This is a genomic window from Methanosarcina barkeri 3 (assembly GCF_000970305.1).
In the GTDB taxonomy this organism is placed as follows: Archaea; Halobacteriota; Methanosarcinia; order Methanosarcinales; family Methanosarcinaceae; genus Methanosarcina; species Methanosarcina barkeri_A.
Genome location: NZ_CP009517.1, coordinates 1,816,400 through 1,833,162 on the forward strand (window position 1 = coordinate 1,816,400; position 16,763 = coordinate 1,833,162).

A 16,763-nucleotide genomic window follows, 5' to 3' on the forward strand; every position below is an offset into this window, starting at 1 on the left:
TGTCCCAACTGTTGCAAAAGAGTCGGCTACTCCTGCGAGTTTTATCTAATAGTTCTATCTAGTATGTCAAATGATTGTTAATATTAAGTAACACTATGCTTAAATGGAATCATAAGTTAAGCATCTAGTTTGATAGTTTAATGATCTCGTTAAAACCTTTACAGTTTATATAATTTGTTTTAATAGTAATTAATGGAGCTCAAACAAACCTTCCAGAGTAAATTGAAACTCCACATGCCCTGAGGCAGGGAAATGATAGCTTTAAGAATACTTAAGGCTTGCCGGATCCTGCCTCATGGGAAACTAAACCAAAAGAGGTAAACGAATGACGGCGAAGACGAAATTTGGAATAGGAATACTACTTTTGACAACGCTGCTGATTGGCGTGGTATTTGCGCCGAGTGTGAGTGCAGATAGTACTGCAAAAGAAAGTCAAGACGAATCTATTGGAGATCCATGGTTCAAGAAGGGTGACGAATTAAATCGGCTTAGTGGTGATGAACGTCGTGCCCTCGCTGAGAAAAACGAAACAGTAAGAAAAATGATTGAGGAAGATCTAAAGATTAAACCTGTGAGAATTGAAAACTCCAAGGACTTGGAAAATCTTCCTGCTAATTATCCCGAGGACATAAAGAAAATAATGATAGGAAATATCTCAGCAAAAAATGTTAATCTACAATCATCAGTTGCACAAACAACGACGACAAACACAGTTAACGTTTGGATAATCGCAGATGAAGAATATAGGAGCACTTTTGGAAGTAATTGGAAAACTAAAGCATATAATACCATTGAAGGTGCCGATGATGCATTCAATAATGATCATAGTATAAATTTTGTGGTAGGTAAATACTCAACATGGGATAGTACTGACAGTGAGGATAATTGCAGCCTACTTCTCAGAGAAGCACAAAGTGAATCAGGGTGGAACTCTAACCATCAAGGCATGGATATGCTTGCCATTTTCACCGACCAAAGCATGGATAAAAGAGGTAGATCTGAGCATCTTGGTGATGCATGGATAATGAAACATCAGATCACTGCAGACTGGGATTGGCATGTTGGGCAACATGAAGCATCACATAACTATGGATGTCCAGATCATGGATACACTGGTCCTGTCTGTATAATGACTTACGTCAATATGATGATAACAGCTAACTGGTGTGTAGACTGCGATCAAACCATCGAAACCCATAGAAATCATTTTTAAATTGTTTGTGTAGGATTTAATCCTACATTTTCTTTTATGGTTGCTTGAAGTGAGTTATATGAAATCAACAACAACAGCTTTAATGATTATTTCTTTTGGAATCCTTGCACTATTTCTGGTTTTCTTTTTAGTGATTTATCAGCCTGGAGCAGGCATGTATGTTCGCGCAGATAAACTTCAGGATCCTCCAGAGAAATATGTGGAGTTCAGTTTAGCAGATATCGAGAAATACCCCTATGTTCAAGAAGCAGTAAAAAACCCAGGAACAGAAATTAAGCTCCCTTTCGATAACGACGACGGAAATATGACAGAGTTTGCTAATATCATGTATGATAACGGAACTAATTATATAAAAATTAATAATGATTATTATGATATGCATTATGAATCCGCTGACTAATTTCCAAAAAAGGAAATCATACTATATAGATTTGATCAATAATTCGCCCTAACAACACAGACCACTGAAGATGGTTTTGATTGACCACATGATAGTATAGTTCAGCATGAAGCCTCTCATAATTTTGACGCAGATGATCAAAATTCTCCGCTTCATCCTGAGTGTATAATGAATTATGTTTATGCTCAACAGGGTACAAATATATGGTGTACTTCCTGTCGTAACACCGTAGATTATGGAATAGACCATTAATAACTATATATAAAGGAATTGGGTGGGAACATGGAAAAAGTCAATAAAAAACTTCGCTATTTAGGAATAGCCCTTCTGATTTTAGCAGGATTTTTTATAATCCTACCATATCTTTTCATGGGTCCCCCTACATCTTTTTTTTGTGTCGAGAATGGAGATGAAACTAGTCACACAGTACTTATTAAAATAGTTAATTCAGATAATAAATCAATATTTGAAGAGAGTTATAAACTGTCTCCTCACGAAAAAGCAGAAGAATCTAAAAGTTTATGGTTATTGTCCAAGATGATTTTTCCATTAAATAAAAATAATTATACGATAAAGGCAACTTTAGAAAATAATATAAGCACGGAAGAAAGCATGTCTTTGAATCCCTGGACTAGCTTGCATATCTCAGTAGTAAATGAGTCTATTTTTATTGACAGACTCCAAGTTTAATAGAAACACAACTATTGGCTTTGTAGAAATTCTTAATTTGAGCCCAAAACAGTTTAGAATATTGTATTTATGTTGCACGTTGACAGTTTAATTGTTATTTCATTGTCGCTTGAAGAGGGTTATATGAAATCAACGACAACAGCTCTAATGATTATTTCTTTTGGAATCCTTGCACTATTTCTGGTTTTCTTTTTAGTGATTTATCAGCCTGGAGCAGGTATGTATGTTCGCGCAGATAAACTTCAGGATCCACCAGAGAGATATACAGAGTTCAGTTTAGAAGATCTTGAGAAATATCCATGTGTTAAAGAAGCAGTAAAAAATCCAGGAAAAGAAATTAAAGTTCCTTCCAACTACCATGAAAATGTATCGGAGTTTGGTAAAATATCATCCAATAATGAAACTAACTATATAAAAGTTAATAATGAGTATTATGATATCCATTATGAATCTGCTGACTAATCGATGAAACGGGATACAGAATTTTGGTATTTCTGAATTATAGACTGCAGTGTTAAAACACAGAAACAAAGCACAGAAACTAGATCATTTGGTGTTTGTGCAGTTAAAACACTTGGTGCTGACTACATTGGAAGAATAATATAGACATAGAGACGAGCATATCTTTGAATTCTTAGACTAGTTTGTATATTTCAATAATATATCCGTCTATTTTCACTGACGCACTTGGAATCTATTATATTTTTGTGAACCCTGCCTCCCTTTTATAATACCCAAAAAGCCTCTCTCCCCACTCAATAGCCTTTTGATCAGAGCTAAACAAACCTGTGGTTATGTCATATTCAATGCCTCTTCTCTTGTACAGGCTTAAGGCAAGGCATTTATCCGTAACAATTAGTCCCATTTTAAGGTCTTCATTTTTATATCTTAACTGAAAATTGTTATAACTTTTCAGTACCTCAAGTTTTTCTGCATAAGGCGACTGTTTTAATTCTTCTGCAACATGAAGAGGAATTATAAGCTCAACAGAGGCTCCTTCTTTCACTTTTTCCGAGATGGAATCAGCATATCCTTCAGTTATCACGGATGATATGCCGTGTATATGTTCTGCCTCTTTAATCGTTTTTAACTGATTGGTGTAGACATTAAGGATTTTTGTTCTTCTGTCATGGAAAATCATAGAATTATAAAGACATCCAATTTCTTTTAACAAAAAATCGGGAATTCCCTCCATGTAATGCGTAGACCAGAAATATTTGAATTTATTAATTGTCCCAAATGTTGCAAAAGAGTCAGCTACTCCTGCGAGTTTTATCTAATAGTTCTATCTAGTATGTCAAATGATTGTTAATATTAAGTAACACTATGCTTAAATGGAATCATAAATTAAGCATCTAGTTTGATAGTTTAATGATCCCGTTAAAACCTTTACAGTTTATATAATTTGTTTTAATAGTAGTTAATGGAGCTCAAACAAACCTTCCAGAGTAGATTGGAGCTCCACATGCCTTGAGGCAGGGAAATTATAGCTTTAAGAATACTTAAGGTTTGCCGGATCCTGCCTCGTGAGTAAAGAAGAGAGGCAAGAAGAATGAAAAATTTGAAAACAAAGATGGTTTTTGCTATAATGCTACTAATGGTAGCGTTAATACCAGCCGTGAGTGCACAGAAAGAGGATAACTATTCTGTAACTGCTGAGGAAGCTTTAGAACATGCAAATGCACACATGATAAGTTTTATAGCATCTGACGCACCAAACTTTGAAAACTGGACAGGAGCATCAATTGATCCCAAACCACTGGAGCTTTATGACATAAATGGTCAGAAATTGTTTTATCAATTTTCTGTATACAAAAATAACAATCTAATAGGTAGAATAGATGTTTGTACCGATAAAACGCTTGGAGCTTCAGTTAACAACATTGAATTCGGTTCTAAACCCTTTAAAGTAGCTGAAGCCACAAAAAAATCAATAGAAATTGCCAAAAACAGATATCCAACTAGAGAAATTAAATCAACTAATATGGTTGTATACAGCTATCCGCGTATTGGGGCAATGACCGTAGTAAAAGACAAAACAACAGGAAAAGAATATAGGATATTTGTAGATGCATATACCCTTGATGAGGTGGAAGATAAACCAGCAACTGAAATCGAACCTGGAGTTTGGTCAATGTACGATCAGCTTTTGATGAATGGAAAGGACAATAATTTAAAGGAATGGAAGAAAAGTGATCAACTCACAAACTCTATAGAACAAGCAGCATCTAATAAAAAGGTTAATATTAATGTGTCGGTCACTGAAGAAAATATGAAAAAACTAAGTACTGATGCAGCAACAACGTTAATCACAGGTAAAAATCTCTCTGTTCCCTTATATGGGCAAGAAAGAAATTATTACTGTGGCCCAGCAAGTTGCCAAATGATTGGTAAATACATATGTAACATATATCGGACCCAAAATTACATCTATGATTTTCAGGGATGGCATAACCATAATGACCCAGATGGAGGGATCTCAGATAGCGATGCTGAAGATTATTGTGGCTATAGTCAGCAGGAAGGGGGATTAGGACAGAGTGGCACACAAATTAATACTATTATGAGTTTTACGACCGCTAAAACTGAGATCAACAACTACAGACCGTTTTTCACTATGATTCCAGGGCATTTTCGAGTTTGTTATGGATATGGAGATACTGGGATTGGATTATATTATATATATATTAATGACCCGTTGCCTGTTGGATCTGGTCACCAAACGGTGGAAGTCAATGGTGCTCAAGAAAGAAAGCGTATATATGTGAGGCCTTAAAATTCCTAAAAGGAGTTCGACAAATCTCTGGTTTCAATGATTGCTTATATCTTATACAGATGCCAGTCTATGGGTTTATCGAATCTTCTTCATTTTTTAGGTGTTGATATGAGCAAAATCAATAAGGTAACCATTTTTTTTATCATTTTTTTTATTTTTGTAATGATTGCTGGACGATTTATAAAAACTCCAGTTAATACATCTACACCAGATCCCGAATCGCAAGTGGGTGGTCTGTATATTCAATTTAAAGATGGAATTTCTGAGCCAGAAGTAAAAGTCATTCTTCAAAATATTAATATGACTCGGAACTATAGAATGGAATATGATACTAATAAGACGGATGAAAGGTATTACATAATGGTGGACAAACACAATTGGGACGTCATAAGAAACGAGCTTAATAAAGCGATGAGGGAAGAGAAAAAAGATTGGATTGTATATTCTCCTGCTCACATTATCAGAAAAGGAGATTATTATGTTTTTACGGTCTCTGAACAAGCAACCAAAGACGAAAAATTTCTTGCAATACTGGATAAGTATAATATTGAGGTGAAAAGGTTTGTTTGGTGCAAAATTCGTTTTCTTCATAGTGATGGCTCCCTGACGTATTGGATTCCTAAAGAAGATGCAATAAGGATAAAAAATGAGCTTGAAAAAAATGAAAATGTCTTTACTGTACAGCTAAGTTATATTTATAGTAACTAAAGTCTTCGATTGACTACATTACTCAACGGATAATTGGATAACTACTGTGTTGTGCCCTAAAATTATTTCGTATGTTTAAGAACTTTTAATACTTCAATCTTGTACAATAGCAGATAGCTCAAAGACTAAAAGCTGAGGGAAGTTCATTGGTTATCGGTTAAGGAATTTTCTTGCCCGAAATATATCGATTTTGCACCAGAAGCCTACCTTAAATTTTGGCCAATTCACATGAAATCGATACCCTGTTCCAGCCTACAATAAAATCAAAAATTTTACAACTATTGAGGAAGTGGGGGCAATTTATCAAGATTCTTCACTTAACCGAAGACGCATGAAGGGAATTTCAGTTACATTTGGTTCAAAAGAATAAACATAAATTATGAAACATTAGGTAATTTTGGGGTCGGCATTCAGGAGGTGTATTTCTACCAGTATATGGGGGATCAGATTGATGTAACTGTCCAGTTTCAGATTGATTTTCGTGGGAAAAATACTGTCAGTAGCTATATACATATAATCTTTTTGCGCAAAGTCTCTAACAATCAAAATCAGAGAATAATCATAGGACTCAAAGACTTTATTTTGTGATGTGCTTAGGGAGAGGGTTATATGAAATCAACGACAACAGCTCTAATGATTATTTCTTTTGGAATCCTTGCACTATTTCTGGTTTTCTTTTTAGTGATTTATCAGCCTGGAGCAGGTATGTATGTTCGCGCAGATAAACTTCAAGACTCGCCAGAGAGATATACAGAGTTCAGTTTAGAAGATCTTGAGAAATATCCCGGTATTAAAGAGGCGGTGATGAACCCAGGAAAAGATATTAAAGTTCCTTCCAACTACCATGAAAATATAACGGAGTTCGGAAAAATCTCATCCAATAACGGAACTAATTATATAAAAGTTAATAATGAGTATTATGATATGCATTGTGAATTTGCTGACTAAACGGTAAATACAGAATATAAGATTTTGATGTCTTTCTTAAATTAACAGTTATAGACCATTTAAAAGTGGAATTACTGGTCATGCTCGAGTTTGTAAGGGATATTCATATACTGATTTTGGGGTACAATACTTAAAGATAAATGATCCATGGCCCGTTGGATCTGGTTTTTCTACTGTAGAAAGTCCAGGTCAAGAAGTTAACCGTATATATGTGAGATGAGGAGTTTTACTCCTCATCTTTTTGTGGTATAGATATGAGTAAAATTAGTAAGAAAATTGCAGTTTTTATTATTTTTCTGATTCTTATCATACTCTGGGGAGTTATAAAAATGCCAATGGATACGAAAAATCCAGTTAATAAACCACTAGTAGGCACTCTCTTTGTCGAGTTTGAAAATGGAACTACTGAACCGGAAGTTCAATCTATTCTCGAAAACTGCAATATACCCGTAAACTATAGTATAAGAATATAATTCTGAAATTATGTCAAAAAGGTACTATATAATCGTAGACCCAGGCAAAAGAAATATTATAAGAGAAGAATTGCGGAAAGAGAAGAATTGGACTGACCCTATATTCCCTGATTTCAAAAAAGGAAATTATTATGTGATCACAGTAACTAAACAAGCTATCGAGGACGAAAGTTTTCTCGATATAATAGAAAAAAATAACCTTCGTGTGAAAAATTCCATCTTGTGTCTTATCTGTTTTGTAGATGGATCAACTAATTCAAATGAAAAAAGGAGTTGGATTTCGGAGAGTGATGCAACCAGAATCAAAAATGAGCTTGAAGTGAATGGAAAGGTTTTGACCGTAGGGATTGGTTATATTGAGGGGTAAGCTAACATCAGCCACCACTTTTTACAGCCTTTTCAACTGCTGGCTGTATACCTTTCCAATTCTCTGGATTGTATCGGCTTCTTCAGGGTCTTTATCGTCCCGGATGCGGATAAAACGTGGAAAACGAAGCGCAAAACCGGAGTCATAATTGGGGCTTTTCTGGATTTCCTCAAAGGCGATTTCCAGAACTATCTTCGGTCGGATTGCAAATACACCGCCTGCTTCTCCGCCTTCCATGAGCCCGGAAAGCATCTCTGTAAGCTCCTTTAGCTGGTCATCGGTCAGGCCCGTACCAACCTTGCCGACCTGAAGATAACGCAGGGTTTCTGGGTCATAACAGGCAACCGTGTAGGAACCTATGAGATTTGCGCGCCTGCCAAAGCCCCATTCCGCCCCAACAACTACAAGGTCAAGAGTTTCCATAAGAGGCTTTTTCTTAAGCCAGTTTTTGCCTCGTTTGCCAGGGGAATAAAGCGAATTCGGGTTTTTGACCATAACTCCTTCGTGCCCGGCTTCTAAGGCTTCCTTATAGATCTTCTCTATAAGCTCCAGGTCTCCGGTTATCACCTGTTTGTCCACGCAAATGGATTTTGAATCCTCAACCGAACTTTCAACACAGGACTCAAGTGCTTTTCGCCGTTCGATCAGAGGCAGGTCAATTAGCGTTTTTCCGTTTAAGTACATAATGTCAAAAAGATTGAGCTGAATAGGGATACCAAGGGCTTTTTCTTCCACGTCGTACTTGCGCCGGAAACGTTTAAGGATCTCCTGGAATGCTCTGGGCTTACCATTCTCGTCCACTGCAACGGCTTCTCCGTCAAGGATTGCGGATTCGGCCTTTATATGTTTGCGGATTATCTCTACAAGGTCAGGGAGGGAATTTGTTACATTTTCAAGTTTCCGTGAGAAAAGCGTAACCGAATTTCCAGCCTTATGGACCTGGACTCTTGCCCCGTCGAATTTCCATTCGATTGCAGCCTCCTTCATTTCCATTATATCGGCAACTATATCAGGACTGATCTGTGAGAGCATCATCTTAATCGGACGGTTGATTTCAATTCCCAGGTGTTTCAGGGCTTCCACCCCACCTTCCTTGGCAGTTGCAGCAACTATCCCAAGGTCATTCGTAACCATAAAGGCATGCTCAACCACATCAGCAGGCACGGAGAAAGCTTTTGCAATAGCGTCTCTTACAACACCTTCTCCGACGCCTATACGGAGTTCCTCAAGCGCAAGCCTGGAAATATACTTTGCTTCCCTTGGGGTCGAAGAATTAAAGAGGAACTGAAGGTTCTTTATCTTAATGTCCTGTGAGCCTTTCCCCGAGGCTTCTGAAGCGATTTTAAAACGATTATAGACTTCGGTTATTGAGAGCTCTGGATGTTCTTCGAAGAAAGAAGAAAAAGTAACCTGGTTTTTCCTTTTTTCCTTAAGGATAAGAAGAGCTGTGTCTCCGATATCCCCAGTAGTCCGAATAAGAGATTCTATGCTTTTTACTGGCATTCCGGAGGCCCTGGAAAGAGAAACATACAGCAGACTCGTACCAATTCCCAATTGCTCTCCACTCCAGGCAGGAAAAACCTCACTCATAATAAAATGGGTTGCAATGGGAAGTTCTTCGACATCAACCATTCTAAGAAGGTCAGCAACCCTACTTGTAGTATCAATTGTACTCGAGATTTTTTCAATTGCCTGGCAGGTTTCTGCAAATTCCCTGAAACTTGTCATGATCAACGCGGCTTTTTAATTTTATTTTTCCGAATTCGGGACAAAACCTGAATTCTTAACCTGAATTCTTAACCTGAATTCTTAACCTGAGTTCTTAACCTGAATTCTTAACCTGAATTCTTAACCTGAATTCTTAACCTGAATTTTTAATCTGAGTTCTGAACCTGAATTTTTAATCTGAGTTCTGAACCTATCAATTGCCATAAATTGCAATTAGATCACTAAGAATTGCACTTGCGGTTTCAATCGGGCCTGCACCTTTACCCGTAACCGTAATTTCTCCTGCAAGTTCAGTTTCTACCGACGCCACATTCAGGGTTCCTCCAACTGCAAGGGGATGGTTGATAGGTACAAGTCTGGGAGCTACATGAATTCTTTCCCTGCTGACTTCACCTATGAGTTTAATTACATGCCCTCTTTCATAAGCCATCTCAAGGGCTTCAGGCGTAACTTTCGTAATTCCCGTAACCTCAACGTCGCTATAAGTAGCATCAAGTCCGAAAATTGCATTGGCAAGAATAACGAGTTTGCAGGCCGTATCAATCCCTTCAACATCATATGTAGGATCGGTCTCAGCAATTCCCAGCTGCATGGATTCGGCAAGAATGTCATTGTAACTTGCCCTTTCCTCCAGCATTCTTGTCAGGATATAATTACAGGTCCCATTCAGAATTCCTTTGACACTTTTAACCTTATTGCCTGCAAGCACCTCATTTGACAGGTTAATAATAGGCATTGACCCACCGACGGTCGCTTCGAACCTGAAATGAGAGCCTGCTACCTTTGCGGCTTCCATTAGTTCTCTGTACTTAAGGGTAAGAGGCCCTTTATTAGAAGTAATAACGTCTTTTCCAGTCTGGAAGGCCGCAAACATATTCTGTAGACCTGCTCCGCCAGTTCGTATGTTTGTGGGAGTAGTCTCAATTACAAGATCGTGAGCTACGGATTGGATAACCTCAACTCCAGAGAGGTTCTCAAGAGCTACAGTTCCGTCTGTCCTCTTCCTGGCGAGACAGTTGGCAAGATCCACTCCCTCAGGATTAATAGTTGCACCCTTTGAGTCCACAACAGCAACCACTTTTACTTCCAGCCCGATATTTTCCAGATACTCTTTTTTCTTAAGGAGTACTTCAGCCACGCCCTGTCCGATTGCACCGAACCCGAGAATGGAACAGCACACTGTTTTCATGTTTTCAAATCTCCTAAAACTATTTTTCAGGCCTGGATATCAATTGGAAGAACCATAAGCAGGTCTTTTTTTGCCGAGACTTCTTTGAGAATAGAAAGTGCCCTGTGCAAGTCCTCTTTACCAACAGCATCGATTTTTATGAGGGCTGAAGAAAGCATATTAATACCGGGCATAGAGAGAGAAAGATCCACAACCTCAGCAAACCCTGTCCTGTCAATCTCATCAATCGTATCCTGGATCCCTGTATGGACCACATGCCCTATAAGCACTACGTTTATGCTTTCTCTGAAACGGTGTTCACCGACTCTTACAATTCGAATTCCGTTTTCTTCAAGTTTAGCTTTTATTGTCTCAATGCTTTCAGGCCTGGTTTCAAGTACAAGCTTTACAGGTACTGTTTTTCTGGGGGTCCTCTTTTGATGATGATGTACTACTGTTATCAGGTTAGCCTTACATTCCGAAAGGGGCTGGAGGGCTAAAAGCATCTGCCCGGGTACATCTTTTAATTCAATGTCCATGGAAACTCGCATGTTGTCCCTCGTACATTTTTTTAATAATCCCTTCTGCAGTTCAAATAATAATAATAATAATAATAATTTACCAGTCTTACAATGCTCATTCACGCATTATTAACCAGCTTACTGTCAGGGTTAAGGTGGTATATTAGAATATCCGGCTTCAATCCAGCCATAGCCTCTTGAACCTGAATTTTACAATCCGAGTTTCAAATCCGTTCCCGCAAAGCAGAGTCCTATTACTCGAATTTGCAGTTAGTAAATTCATATCGGTAAGCAATTCTTGGGAATAAGAGATCAAAAAGGGTACTCAAATATATACCACGTACTCTATTGTCAACTGTTTCTACTGCTTAGTCAGTGAATTCAGTTATATAGTTTACTGTTTATGACTCTACAAAAAATTTTAGGACGCGTATCCGCTTATTCCTTCTTGCTTTCATGTTTGGTCTGCTTGGAGATATGGACATCCGGAATACGGACTATATTTCCCCTTCCTCTTTTGAATTTTTCAATTAGCCCGCGCTCCTCAAGATCTGAGAGCATAAGACTGACTTTTGACTCCGAATAGGGAGATTTTTTTCGTAGTTCTCTCTGAGTAATTCGGTTTCCACTTTCTCGAACCATTTCCAGAAGTTCCTTAAGATCTTCGGGAAGATTGAGCTTTGAATGTTCTTTAACTTCAGAACTCGATTTATTAGGCTCCTTCTCACGGAAAGGAGGACTCGAGATATTCTGGATCTCTTCTGTAGGCTTGCTCTGCTGTATAGATTTGTCAGTACTGGATATTCCTTCGAACTTTTCAGCAAACTGCTCAGAGCTCAGTTCCGATGTTTCAATAATGTTTTCATCTGAATCGGTTGTATTTTCGATTGAATCGGTTTCGATCTCTTCAGAAAATATCGCATCCCTTGTGAAGCTTTCAGACTCCAGCAAATATCGCTCTTGGTAACCTTCAGGAAAAGGACTCTTTATCGATTTTTCATGCTTCTTTCCTAAAAGGTAGGCTGCCAGCACGAGGGCTAGAAGCAGGACTATAAGAACCAGGAAAGCAGGAGCTAAAACGGAATAGTGAGAGCCCTGAGATACGGGTTCTGTCTCTTCGTAATCCAGATAAGGGGCTTCAAAGTTATCCTGGTTCAGAAGCTCTTCATGAGAAGGTGGGAAAAGGAGAAGATCATGCCTATATTCTCCTTCACCTGAGATTACAACTTTCTCCTGAGCTATATAAACGATCCTGTTTCCTTCAAGATAACTGGCATTTATTGTATAAGTTCCGGGGGTTAGATTGAACGAGTATTCTGAATCCGTTGCGATAATGTTCTGTTCCGGGGTGGAATTAATCTCTACAACTGAGTTATTAAGAGGCTTGAAAGTATCCCACTCATAGACTGTCCCGTGAATTGTGGCCGCGATTGCATTTCCCTGAAAGACCATAATGAGAAAGAAAATAAGTGAGAAACTGCATAGCTTTTTAAAATTCACGAAATGTTAAATGGGCTTTTAGCATAAATCTTTTACTTTTCCTGGTAAAGAGATAGATAGAAAAAAATAAATACCTATTAAAGCTTTGTGAAGTAGTCAGGGAGTGTATCAAGCTTGAAAGTCGATATTTGCCTGTTAATAAGATCAATTCCGAAAAGAATAATTATATTTACCTGATCCTTATAACGTTGTAATAACTTATAAAGGGAGGCAGTCAGATGAAAAAGTCAAGAATTGTTCGAGATCTGGCTTGTTTTACGATTATATTAACCTTGCTCAGTCTATTAGTACCAGGATGCTCCCTCGCTGCCAGAAATTCTTATGATCACGGAAACGGCAGTCAGAACCAGTATATGCATGAAAGTACCCTCGTTTCATACAACGAAACTAACAACGTGAGTGAGTCCAGTAGCTCTGAATCCGATGTGAAACAAGAGCAGAAGAATCTCAGTACAGAAAACAGAAGCGAAGCTTCCGAATACAAACAGGAAAAAAAACAATTTGAGGACGAACTCCAGTCCCATAAGCAAGAGTACAATGAAGCAAAAGAAAATTTTCTCAAAATAAAGGACCGTATTCGGGCAAAAGAACTTGACTCCAACTCCGAAGAAGCTGTAAATGCTACAAAGTCTTACCTTAACTCAAGTATTAACTATATGATAGCTCACCTTTCAAATGTAGAGAGCAATATGGAATACTCAAACGGGAACGAAACTAACGAAAAAGTTATTGTTATAGATGAAAAGATAAGACTGCTTGAAGTTGAAAAGTTAAACGTTGCAAATACGTCAAGTCAGGGAGAGCTTTTGGTCGTGGTAAGGTCCGTACGTGAAATATGGAATGATGCTGAGAAAATCAGCCTTTCAAGTGCAGGGCAGACTGTAAGTGAGAAAATAGGAGAATTTCTTGAAAAATCCGAAAGCCTCTCTGAGAGACTTGGAGTAGAAATTAAGGATCTGAAAGAGACCGGCGTTGATACATCTGAACTTGAGATCAAACTCGCCAGTTATATTTCTTACATTAGATCCGCCCAGGAGAAGAAAGTAATGGCAGATTCCCTATATAGTGGTGAGAATGTAACTCGGGAAGATATGCGAACTGCGAATAATTACCTTCGTCAGTCCCTCAATGATATCAGTAAAGCTAATAAGTTACTCAGAGAAATTTTCGTCAAGCTCAAAAATTATGAAACCGAAGAAAACGGAACTAAGGCTAGAAACTAACATAATCCACGTAAAAGGTAGCCTGAAAATACAATCAATGCCGAGGATGTAGCGGAAATAGTCAACATAGGTAAAAATACAGTTAGCATTTTATATGTAATAATACAGATAGTACTTATATGTAACACCGTTAACTTTAAATTTATCATGGTTAATATTAGATGTAACATCTTCAATTTTAAATTTAATATGGTTAGTAGCTAAATGTAATACTTCGGATTCTAAACGTAATACATTTAGTTTTAAATATCATACTTTTAGATCGAAATGTAATACGATTATTACTTGATTAAGTACATTCCCCCAAAGAATTATGATTTCTAATAAAAGGGAAAACTCTAGCTCAGGAGATGAGACTGGAAAATATATTGAAAAAATTACAAAACTAAGGAGGTAGAAAATGGTTAAATTCGTTCACCTGCTTGTACTGTCAGCTTTAATTATCTGGCTTGCAGGATCCGGTTGTGTCGGGAACAGTACGTCTGAAGTAGAGAAGTCAGGAGTAAATGCAAACGTCGTCGGGGCAGGGAATGGGGTACCAACTACAGAGATGGATATGGGACTTACACAGGCAGATATCCAGGAGGTTGATTCTGATATGGCAGAGCTAGAAGACTTGCTTAAGGAGGCAAGCCCTGAAGAAGACATAGAAATTGAAGAATTGTGAAATGGAAAAGAAGTGAAAGTTGTTAAAAAATTGTTTTCACTTGAAAAACATTTTTTCTTTGTTTTTGATTCTTTGAATTTCATCTTCCAGTGTTTCTATCCTGGACTCAAGTTCATGCATATCTTTTTTAGCAAATACATCAGTTTTTGATATAGATTCCTGAATCTTCTCAGAGATTTTCTTTTCAAGATCAAGCTTCTGTTTTTTTCGTTCTTCAAGCATATCCTGGATAGCTTTTTTGCCTTCTTCCTTACTGATGTCCCCTTTATCAATAAGTTCCTTTACAAGATCGTTTACTTTGTCTTCGGTTATTGCCCAGAGGCCAGCTCCTATAAGCCCAAGTTTTCTGACGGATTCTTTCATTATAAACACTCGCTTTTAAATTATCAATCTGAAAAAAGCTTAAAAAAAATTATTCTACGAAAATAGCTAATAATTGATCTAAAGGATGTATTAAAAATCACTATCTTAGAAAGTAGATATTAACCTGGTCTTGTTTGAGATGTCTTGCAGTCTACTTTCTGTGACGATTTTCAATTTCGGTTTGCATATGACATTTTAGGTATGATCTGAACCTATATAACGGTTTTAGGCTTTGATCTGAATTTATATAACGGTTTTAGGTTTTAATCTGAATCTATGTGACAGTTTTCTGTTCTTAATTTTCTTTTCTTACATTATTTGCCTGTGTTTTATATAAATGTTTTCTGAGTATTTTATAAATAGAGATCTGACTTTATGTGAGATCCGGACTTTGGCTCTTTTTAAATTAACACTTTAAAAGTTATTATTATTATTATTATTATTATTATTAATGAAACTATGTATCGGGATTCCTTCCAGATAATTTGCACTTGTCTATGGTTAAAACCCGGAGAAAAGGTAAAAACAAACTCTACTTTAAACGTCTTAATTTTCTTCGAGCTAGGTCAAAGCATAGAAAGCAGACGCAATCAGACGCAGTACGGATTTGTGCTTTAACGTTAACAAATTACTTAACCGAACGAAAATATATAAATACATTAATTGATAATGTTAATTGGGGGTAATTCTAATGGCAGACACTTTAAAAGTATCACCTTCTATATGTGCATATCCTGACGACAAATATGAAAACCTTGAAATCGAGGTAATTCTCCCTGGAGTGGACAAAAAAGATATTTCTTTTAAGGTTACCGAAGACGGTTTTTACGTAAGAGCCACAAAGGAAGGGGTTGAATATGCAGACAGTTATGCAGTTTGCTGCCCTGTAGTCCCGGAAAAAGCGGTAGCCAAGTACTCAAACGGTGTACTTAAAGTAACAGTACCTTATCAGCAGCCATTTGAGAATGCGGTAGACGTAAAAATCGAGTAAGTCAATTTGGACTTTACGCAGTTGAGCCGAGAAATCAATCGAATTAAACCTAAATAGTTTAAACAGAATAGTTTAAACAGATTTTCGATATATTTTTGTAATTAATTATTTAACTGCGTAAGAGTCCAAAATTATAATGTACAGTTTCGTAAAAAGAGGTTTATAAATGAGGAAAATGACAGAACAGCATCTTATTAACGCATTCGGAGGAGAAAGCCAGGCACACATGAGATATTTACATTTTGGAAACCAGGCCGAAAAAGAAAAGTACGATAATGTAGCTCGTTTATTTCGTGCAATTGCCCATGCAGAATATGTACATGCAGGAGACCATTACCGGGAGTTAAGACATCTCGATGGAGGATTTGTTGCAAATAGTATGGCAGCTTTTGGCCCTGGCGATTCCGTAAAGAATCTTAAGCTGGCTATTGCCGGTGAAACATATGAAATCGAAGAAATGTACCCTACATATATTGAAGTTGCAAAGTTCCAGGGAGAAAAAGGCGCACAAAGGAGTTTCGAATGGTCATACGCCAGTGAGAAACTGCATAAACAGCTTTTTGAAAGAGCATTAGAGGAAGTTAACTCCGGAAAGGACATTGAACTAGACACAATCCAGGTTTGCGAAGTATGTGGGTATACTCTTGAAGGAGAAGCACCCGACAGATGTCCTGTGTGTGGCGCATTAAAAGATAAATTTACTCCATTTAAATAAATGAGTGATAATTGTTTTTCCTGAGTCGGTTTTCCAGAAATTAATCCGGGATTTTATTATTTGTCTCCCTGTTTTCAATCCACTCAGTAATTCTAGGCCAGAGAGACAATGATATTATCATGGAAATTACAAAAACAAAAATCGAACCTGCAGCCATGTCTACATGGGTGTAGGCTGTTTCTCCTCTTGAAACGTTGGTTAAAAGAGCTCCGGAAAGAAAAAGTACATCAAGTACTATCGAAGTGGCAAGACTTAGCAGAAGTACTACTTTTGGCTTGTTATCTGTGGAACCGAATTTTACCATATAAATCT

General features: G+C 37.4%; 21 protein-coding genes. 13 read left to right on the forward strand and 8 right to left on the reverse strand.

What is annotated here, in order from left to right:
* Positions 1-325 precede the first annotated feature (325 nt).
* The 4 genes from MSBR3_RS07305 (at position 326) to MSBR3_RS07320 (ending at position 2,765) form a co-directional block, all read left to right on the forward strand.
* Positions 326-1,213 carry a zinc-dependent metalloprotease gene (locus MSBR3_RS07305; RefSeq protein ID WP_048107337.1) on the forward strand — a complete coding sequence of 296 codons (888 nt, stop codon included), beginning with the start codon at positions 326-328 and terminating at the stop codon, positions 1,211-1,213.
* 58 nt (positions 1,214-1,271) lie between these two features.
* Entirely contained in the window at positions 1,272-1,613 is a 342-nt protein-coding gene (locus tag MSBR3_RS07310; RefSeq protein WP_048107338.1) for a hypothetical protein, read from the forward strand.
* 282 nt (positions 1,614-1,895) lie between these two features.
* The gene (locus MSBR3_RS07315) at positions 1,896-2,303 is read left to right on the forward strand and encodes a hypothetical protein (protein ID WP_048107339.1); all 408 of its coding nucleotides are present in this window, start codon (positions 1,896-1,898) and stop codon (positions 2,301-2,303) included.
* 123 nt (positions 2,304-2,426) lie between these two features.
* Entirely contained in the window at positions 2,427-2,765 is a 339-nt protein-coding gene (locus MSBR3_RS07320; protein ID WP_048107340.1) for a hypothetical protein, read from the forward strand.
* A gap of 235 nt (positions 2,766-3,000) precedes the next feature.
* Here the strand turns inward: MSBR3_RS07320 and MSBR3_RS07325 are convergent, their stop codons facing one another.
* Complete coding sequence (locus MSBR3_RS07325; RefSeq protein ID WP_230627952.1) at positions 3,001-3,477, reverse strand: helix-turn-helix transcriptional regulator; 477 nt, start codon at positions 3,475-3,477, stop codon at positions 3,001-3,003.
* Positions 3,478-3,855: 378 nt separating this feature from the next.
* Here MSBR3_RS07325 and MSBR3_RS07330 point away from each other — a divergent pair, with 378 nt between their 5' ends.
* Together MSBR3_RS07330 and MSBR3_RS07335 are read left to right on the forward strand one after the other, a co-directional pair.
* The gene (locus MSBR3_RS07330; RefSeq protein ID WP_048107341.1) at positions 3,856-5,079 is read left to right on the forward strand and encodes a C39 family peptidase; all 1,224 of its coding nucleotides are present in this window, start codon (positions 3,856-3,858) and stop codon (positions 5,077-5,079) included.
* A gap of 108 nt (positions 5,080-5,187) precedes the next feature.
* Entirely contained in the window at positions 5,188-5,787 is a 600-nt protein-coding gene (locus tag MSBR3_RS07335; protein ID WP_048110168.1) for a UPF0228 family protein, read from the forward strand.
* Positions 5,788-6,174: 387 nt separating this feature from the next.
* On the opposite strand, the gene MSBR3_RS21420 is transcribed toward MSBR3_RS07335, so the two are convergent.
* On the reverse strand, positions 6,175-6,300 hold the full coding sequence (locus tag MSBR3_RS21420) for a hypothetical protein (protein ID WP_268989129.1): 126 nt from the start codon (positions 6,298-6,300) through the stop codon (positions 6,175-6,177).
* A gap of 96 nt (positions 6,301-6,396) precedes the next feature.
* On the opposite strand from MSBR3_RS21420, the gene MSBR3_RS07340 reads away from it, so the two are divergent.
* The 3 genes from MSBR3_RS07340 (at position 6,397) to MSBR3_RS20990 (ending at position 7,575) form a co-directional block, all read left to right on the forward strand.
* Positions 6,397-6,735, forward strand: coding sequence for a hypothetical protein (locus tag MSBR3_RS07340; RefSeq protein WP_048107342.1), 339 nt, complete (start codon positions 6,397-6,399; stop codon positions 6,733-6,735).
* A gap of 254 nt (positions 6,736-6,989) precedes the next feature.
* Positions 6,990-7,208 (forward strand): hypothetical protein, encoded by a 219-nt coding sequence (locus tag MSBR3_RS20985; protein WP_052723320.1) that lies wholly within the window; start codon positions 6,990-6,992, stop codon positions 7,206-7,208.
* Positions 7,209-7,218: 10 nt separating this feature from the next.
* Complete coding sequence (locus tag MSBR3_RS20990) at positions 7,219-7,575, forward strand: UPF0228 family protein (protein WP_052723321.1); 357 nt, start codon at positions 7,219-7,221, stop codon at positions 7,573-7,575.
* Between the two features lie 21 nt (positions 7,576-7,596).
* On the opposite strand, the gene MSBR3_RS07350 is transcribed toward MSBR3_RS20990, so the two are convergent.
* The 4 genes from MSBR3_RS07350 to MSBR3_RS07365 form a co-directional block, all read right to left on the reverse strand.
* Positions 7,597-9,303 carry an ATP-dependent DNA ligase gene (locus tag MSBR3_RS07350; protein WP_048107343.1) on the reverse strand — a complete coding sequence of 569 codons (1,707 nt, stop codon included), beginning with the start codon at positions 9,301-9,303 and terminating at the stop codon, positions 7,597-7,599.
* 193 nt (positions 9,304-9,496) lie between these two features.
* Entirely contained in the window at positions 9,497-10,492 is a 996-nt protein-coding gene (locus tag MSBR3_RS07355; protein WP_048107344.1) for a homoserine dehydrogenase, read from the reverse strand.
* Positions 10,493-10,518: 26 nt separating this feature from the next.
* On the reverse strand, positions 10,519-11,022 hold the full coding sequence (locus MSBR3_RS07360) for an amino acid-binding protein (RefSeq protein ID WP_048107345.1): 504 nt from the start codon (positions 11,020-11,022) through the stop codon (positions 10,519-10,521).
* A 408-nt stretch (positions 11,023-11,430) separates the two neighbouring features.
* The gene (locus MSBR3_RS07365) at positions 11,431-12,444 is read right to left on the reverse strand and encodes a helix-turn-helix transcriptional regulator (RefSeq protein ID WP_230627955.1); all 1,014 of its coding nucleotides are present in this window, start codon (positions 12,442-12,444) and stop codon (positions 11,431-11,433) included.
* A 266-nt stretch (positions 12,445-12,710) separates the two neighbouring features.
* On the opposite strand from MSBR3_RS07365, the gene MSBR3_RS07370 reads away from it, so the two are divergent.
* Positions 12,711-13,715, forward strand: a complete 1,005-nt coding sequence (locus tag MSBR3_RS07370; RefSeq protein WP_048107347.1) for a hypothetical protein — start codon at positions 12,711-12,713, stop codon at positions 13,713-13,715.
* A gap of 400 nt (positions 13,716-14,115) precedes the next feature.
* Positions 14,116-14,382 carry a hypothetical protein gene (locus MSBR3_RS07375; RefSeq protein WP_048107348.1) on the forward strand — a complete coding sequence of 89 codons (267 nt, stop codon included), beginning with the start codon at positions 14,116-14,118 and terminating at the stop codon, positions 14,380-14,382.
* Between the two features lie 36 nt (positions 14,383-14,418).
* Here the strand turns inward: MSBR3_RS07375 and MSBR3_RS07380 are convergent, their stop codons facing one another.
* On the reverse strand, positions 14,419-14,745 hold the full coding sequence (locus MSBR3_RS07380; RefSeq protein WP_048107349.1) for a phasin family protein: 327 nt from the start codon (positions 14,743-14,745) through the stop codon (positions 14,419-14,421).
* Between the two features lie 691 nt (positions 14,746-15,436).
* Here MSBR3_RS07380 and MSBR3_RS07385 point away from each other — a divergent pair.
* Together MSBR3_RS07385 and MSBR3_RS07390 are read left to right on the forward strand one after the other, a co-directional pair.
* Positions 15,437-15,736: an Hsp20/alpha crystallin family protein gene (locus tag MSBR3_RS07385; protein WP_048107350.1), complete on the forward strand. Its 300-nt coding sequence runs from the start codon at positions 15,437-15,439 to the stop codon at positions 15,734-15,736.
* Positions 15,737-15,902: 166 nt separating this feature from the next.
* Entirely contained in the window at positions 15,903-16,451 is a 549-nt protein-coding gene (locus tag MSBR3_RS07390; RefSeq protein WP_048107351.1) for a rubrerythrin family protein, read from the forward strand.
* A gap of 40 nt (positions 16,452-16,491) precedes the next feature.
* On the opposite strand, the gene MSBR3_RS07395 is transcribed toward MSBR3_RS07390, so the two are convergent.
* Positions 16,492-16,755, reverse strand: coding sequence for a hypothetical protein (locus MSBR3_RS07395; protein ID WP_048107352.1), 264 nt, complete (start codon positions 16,753-16,755; stop codon positions 16,492-16,494).
* Positions 16,756-16,763 lie beyond the last annotated feature (8 nt).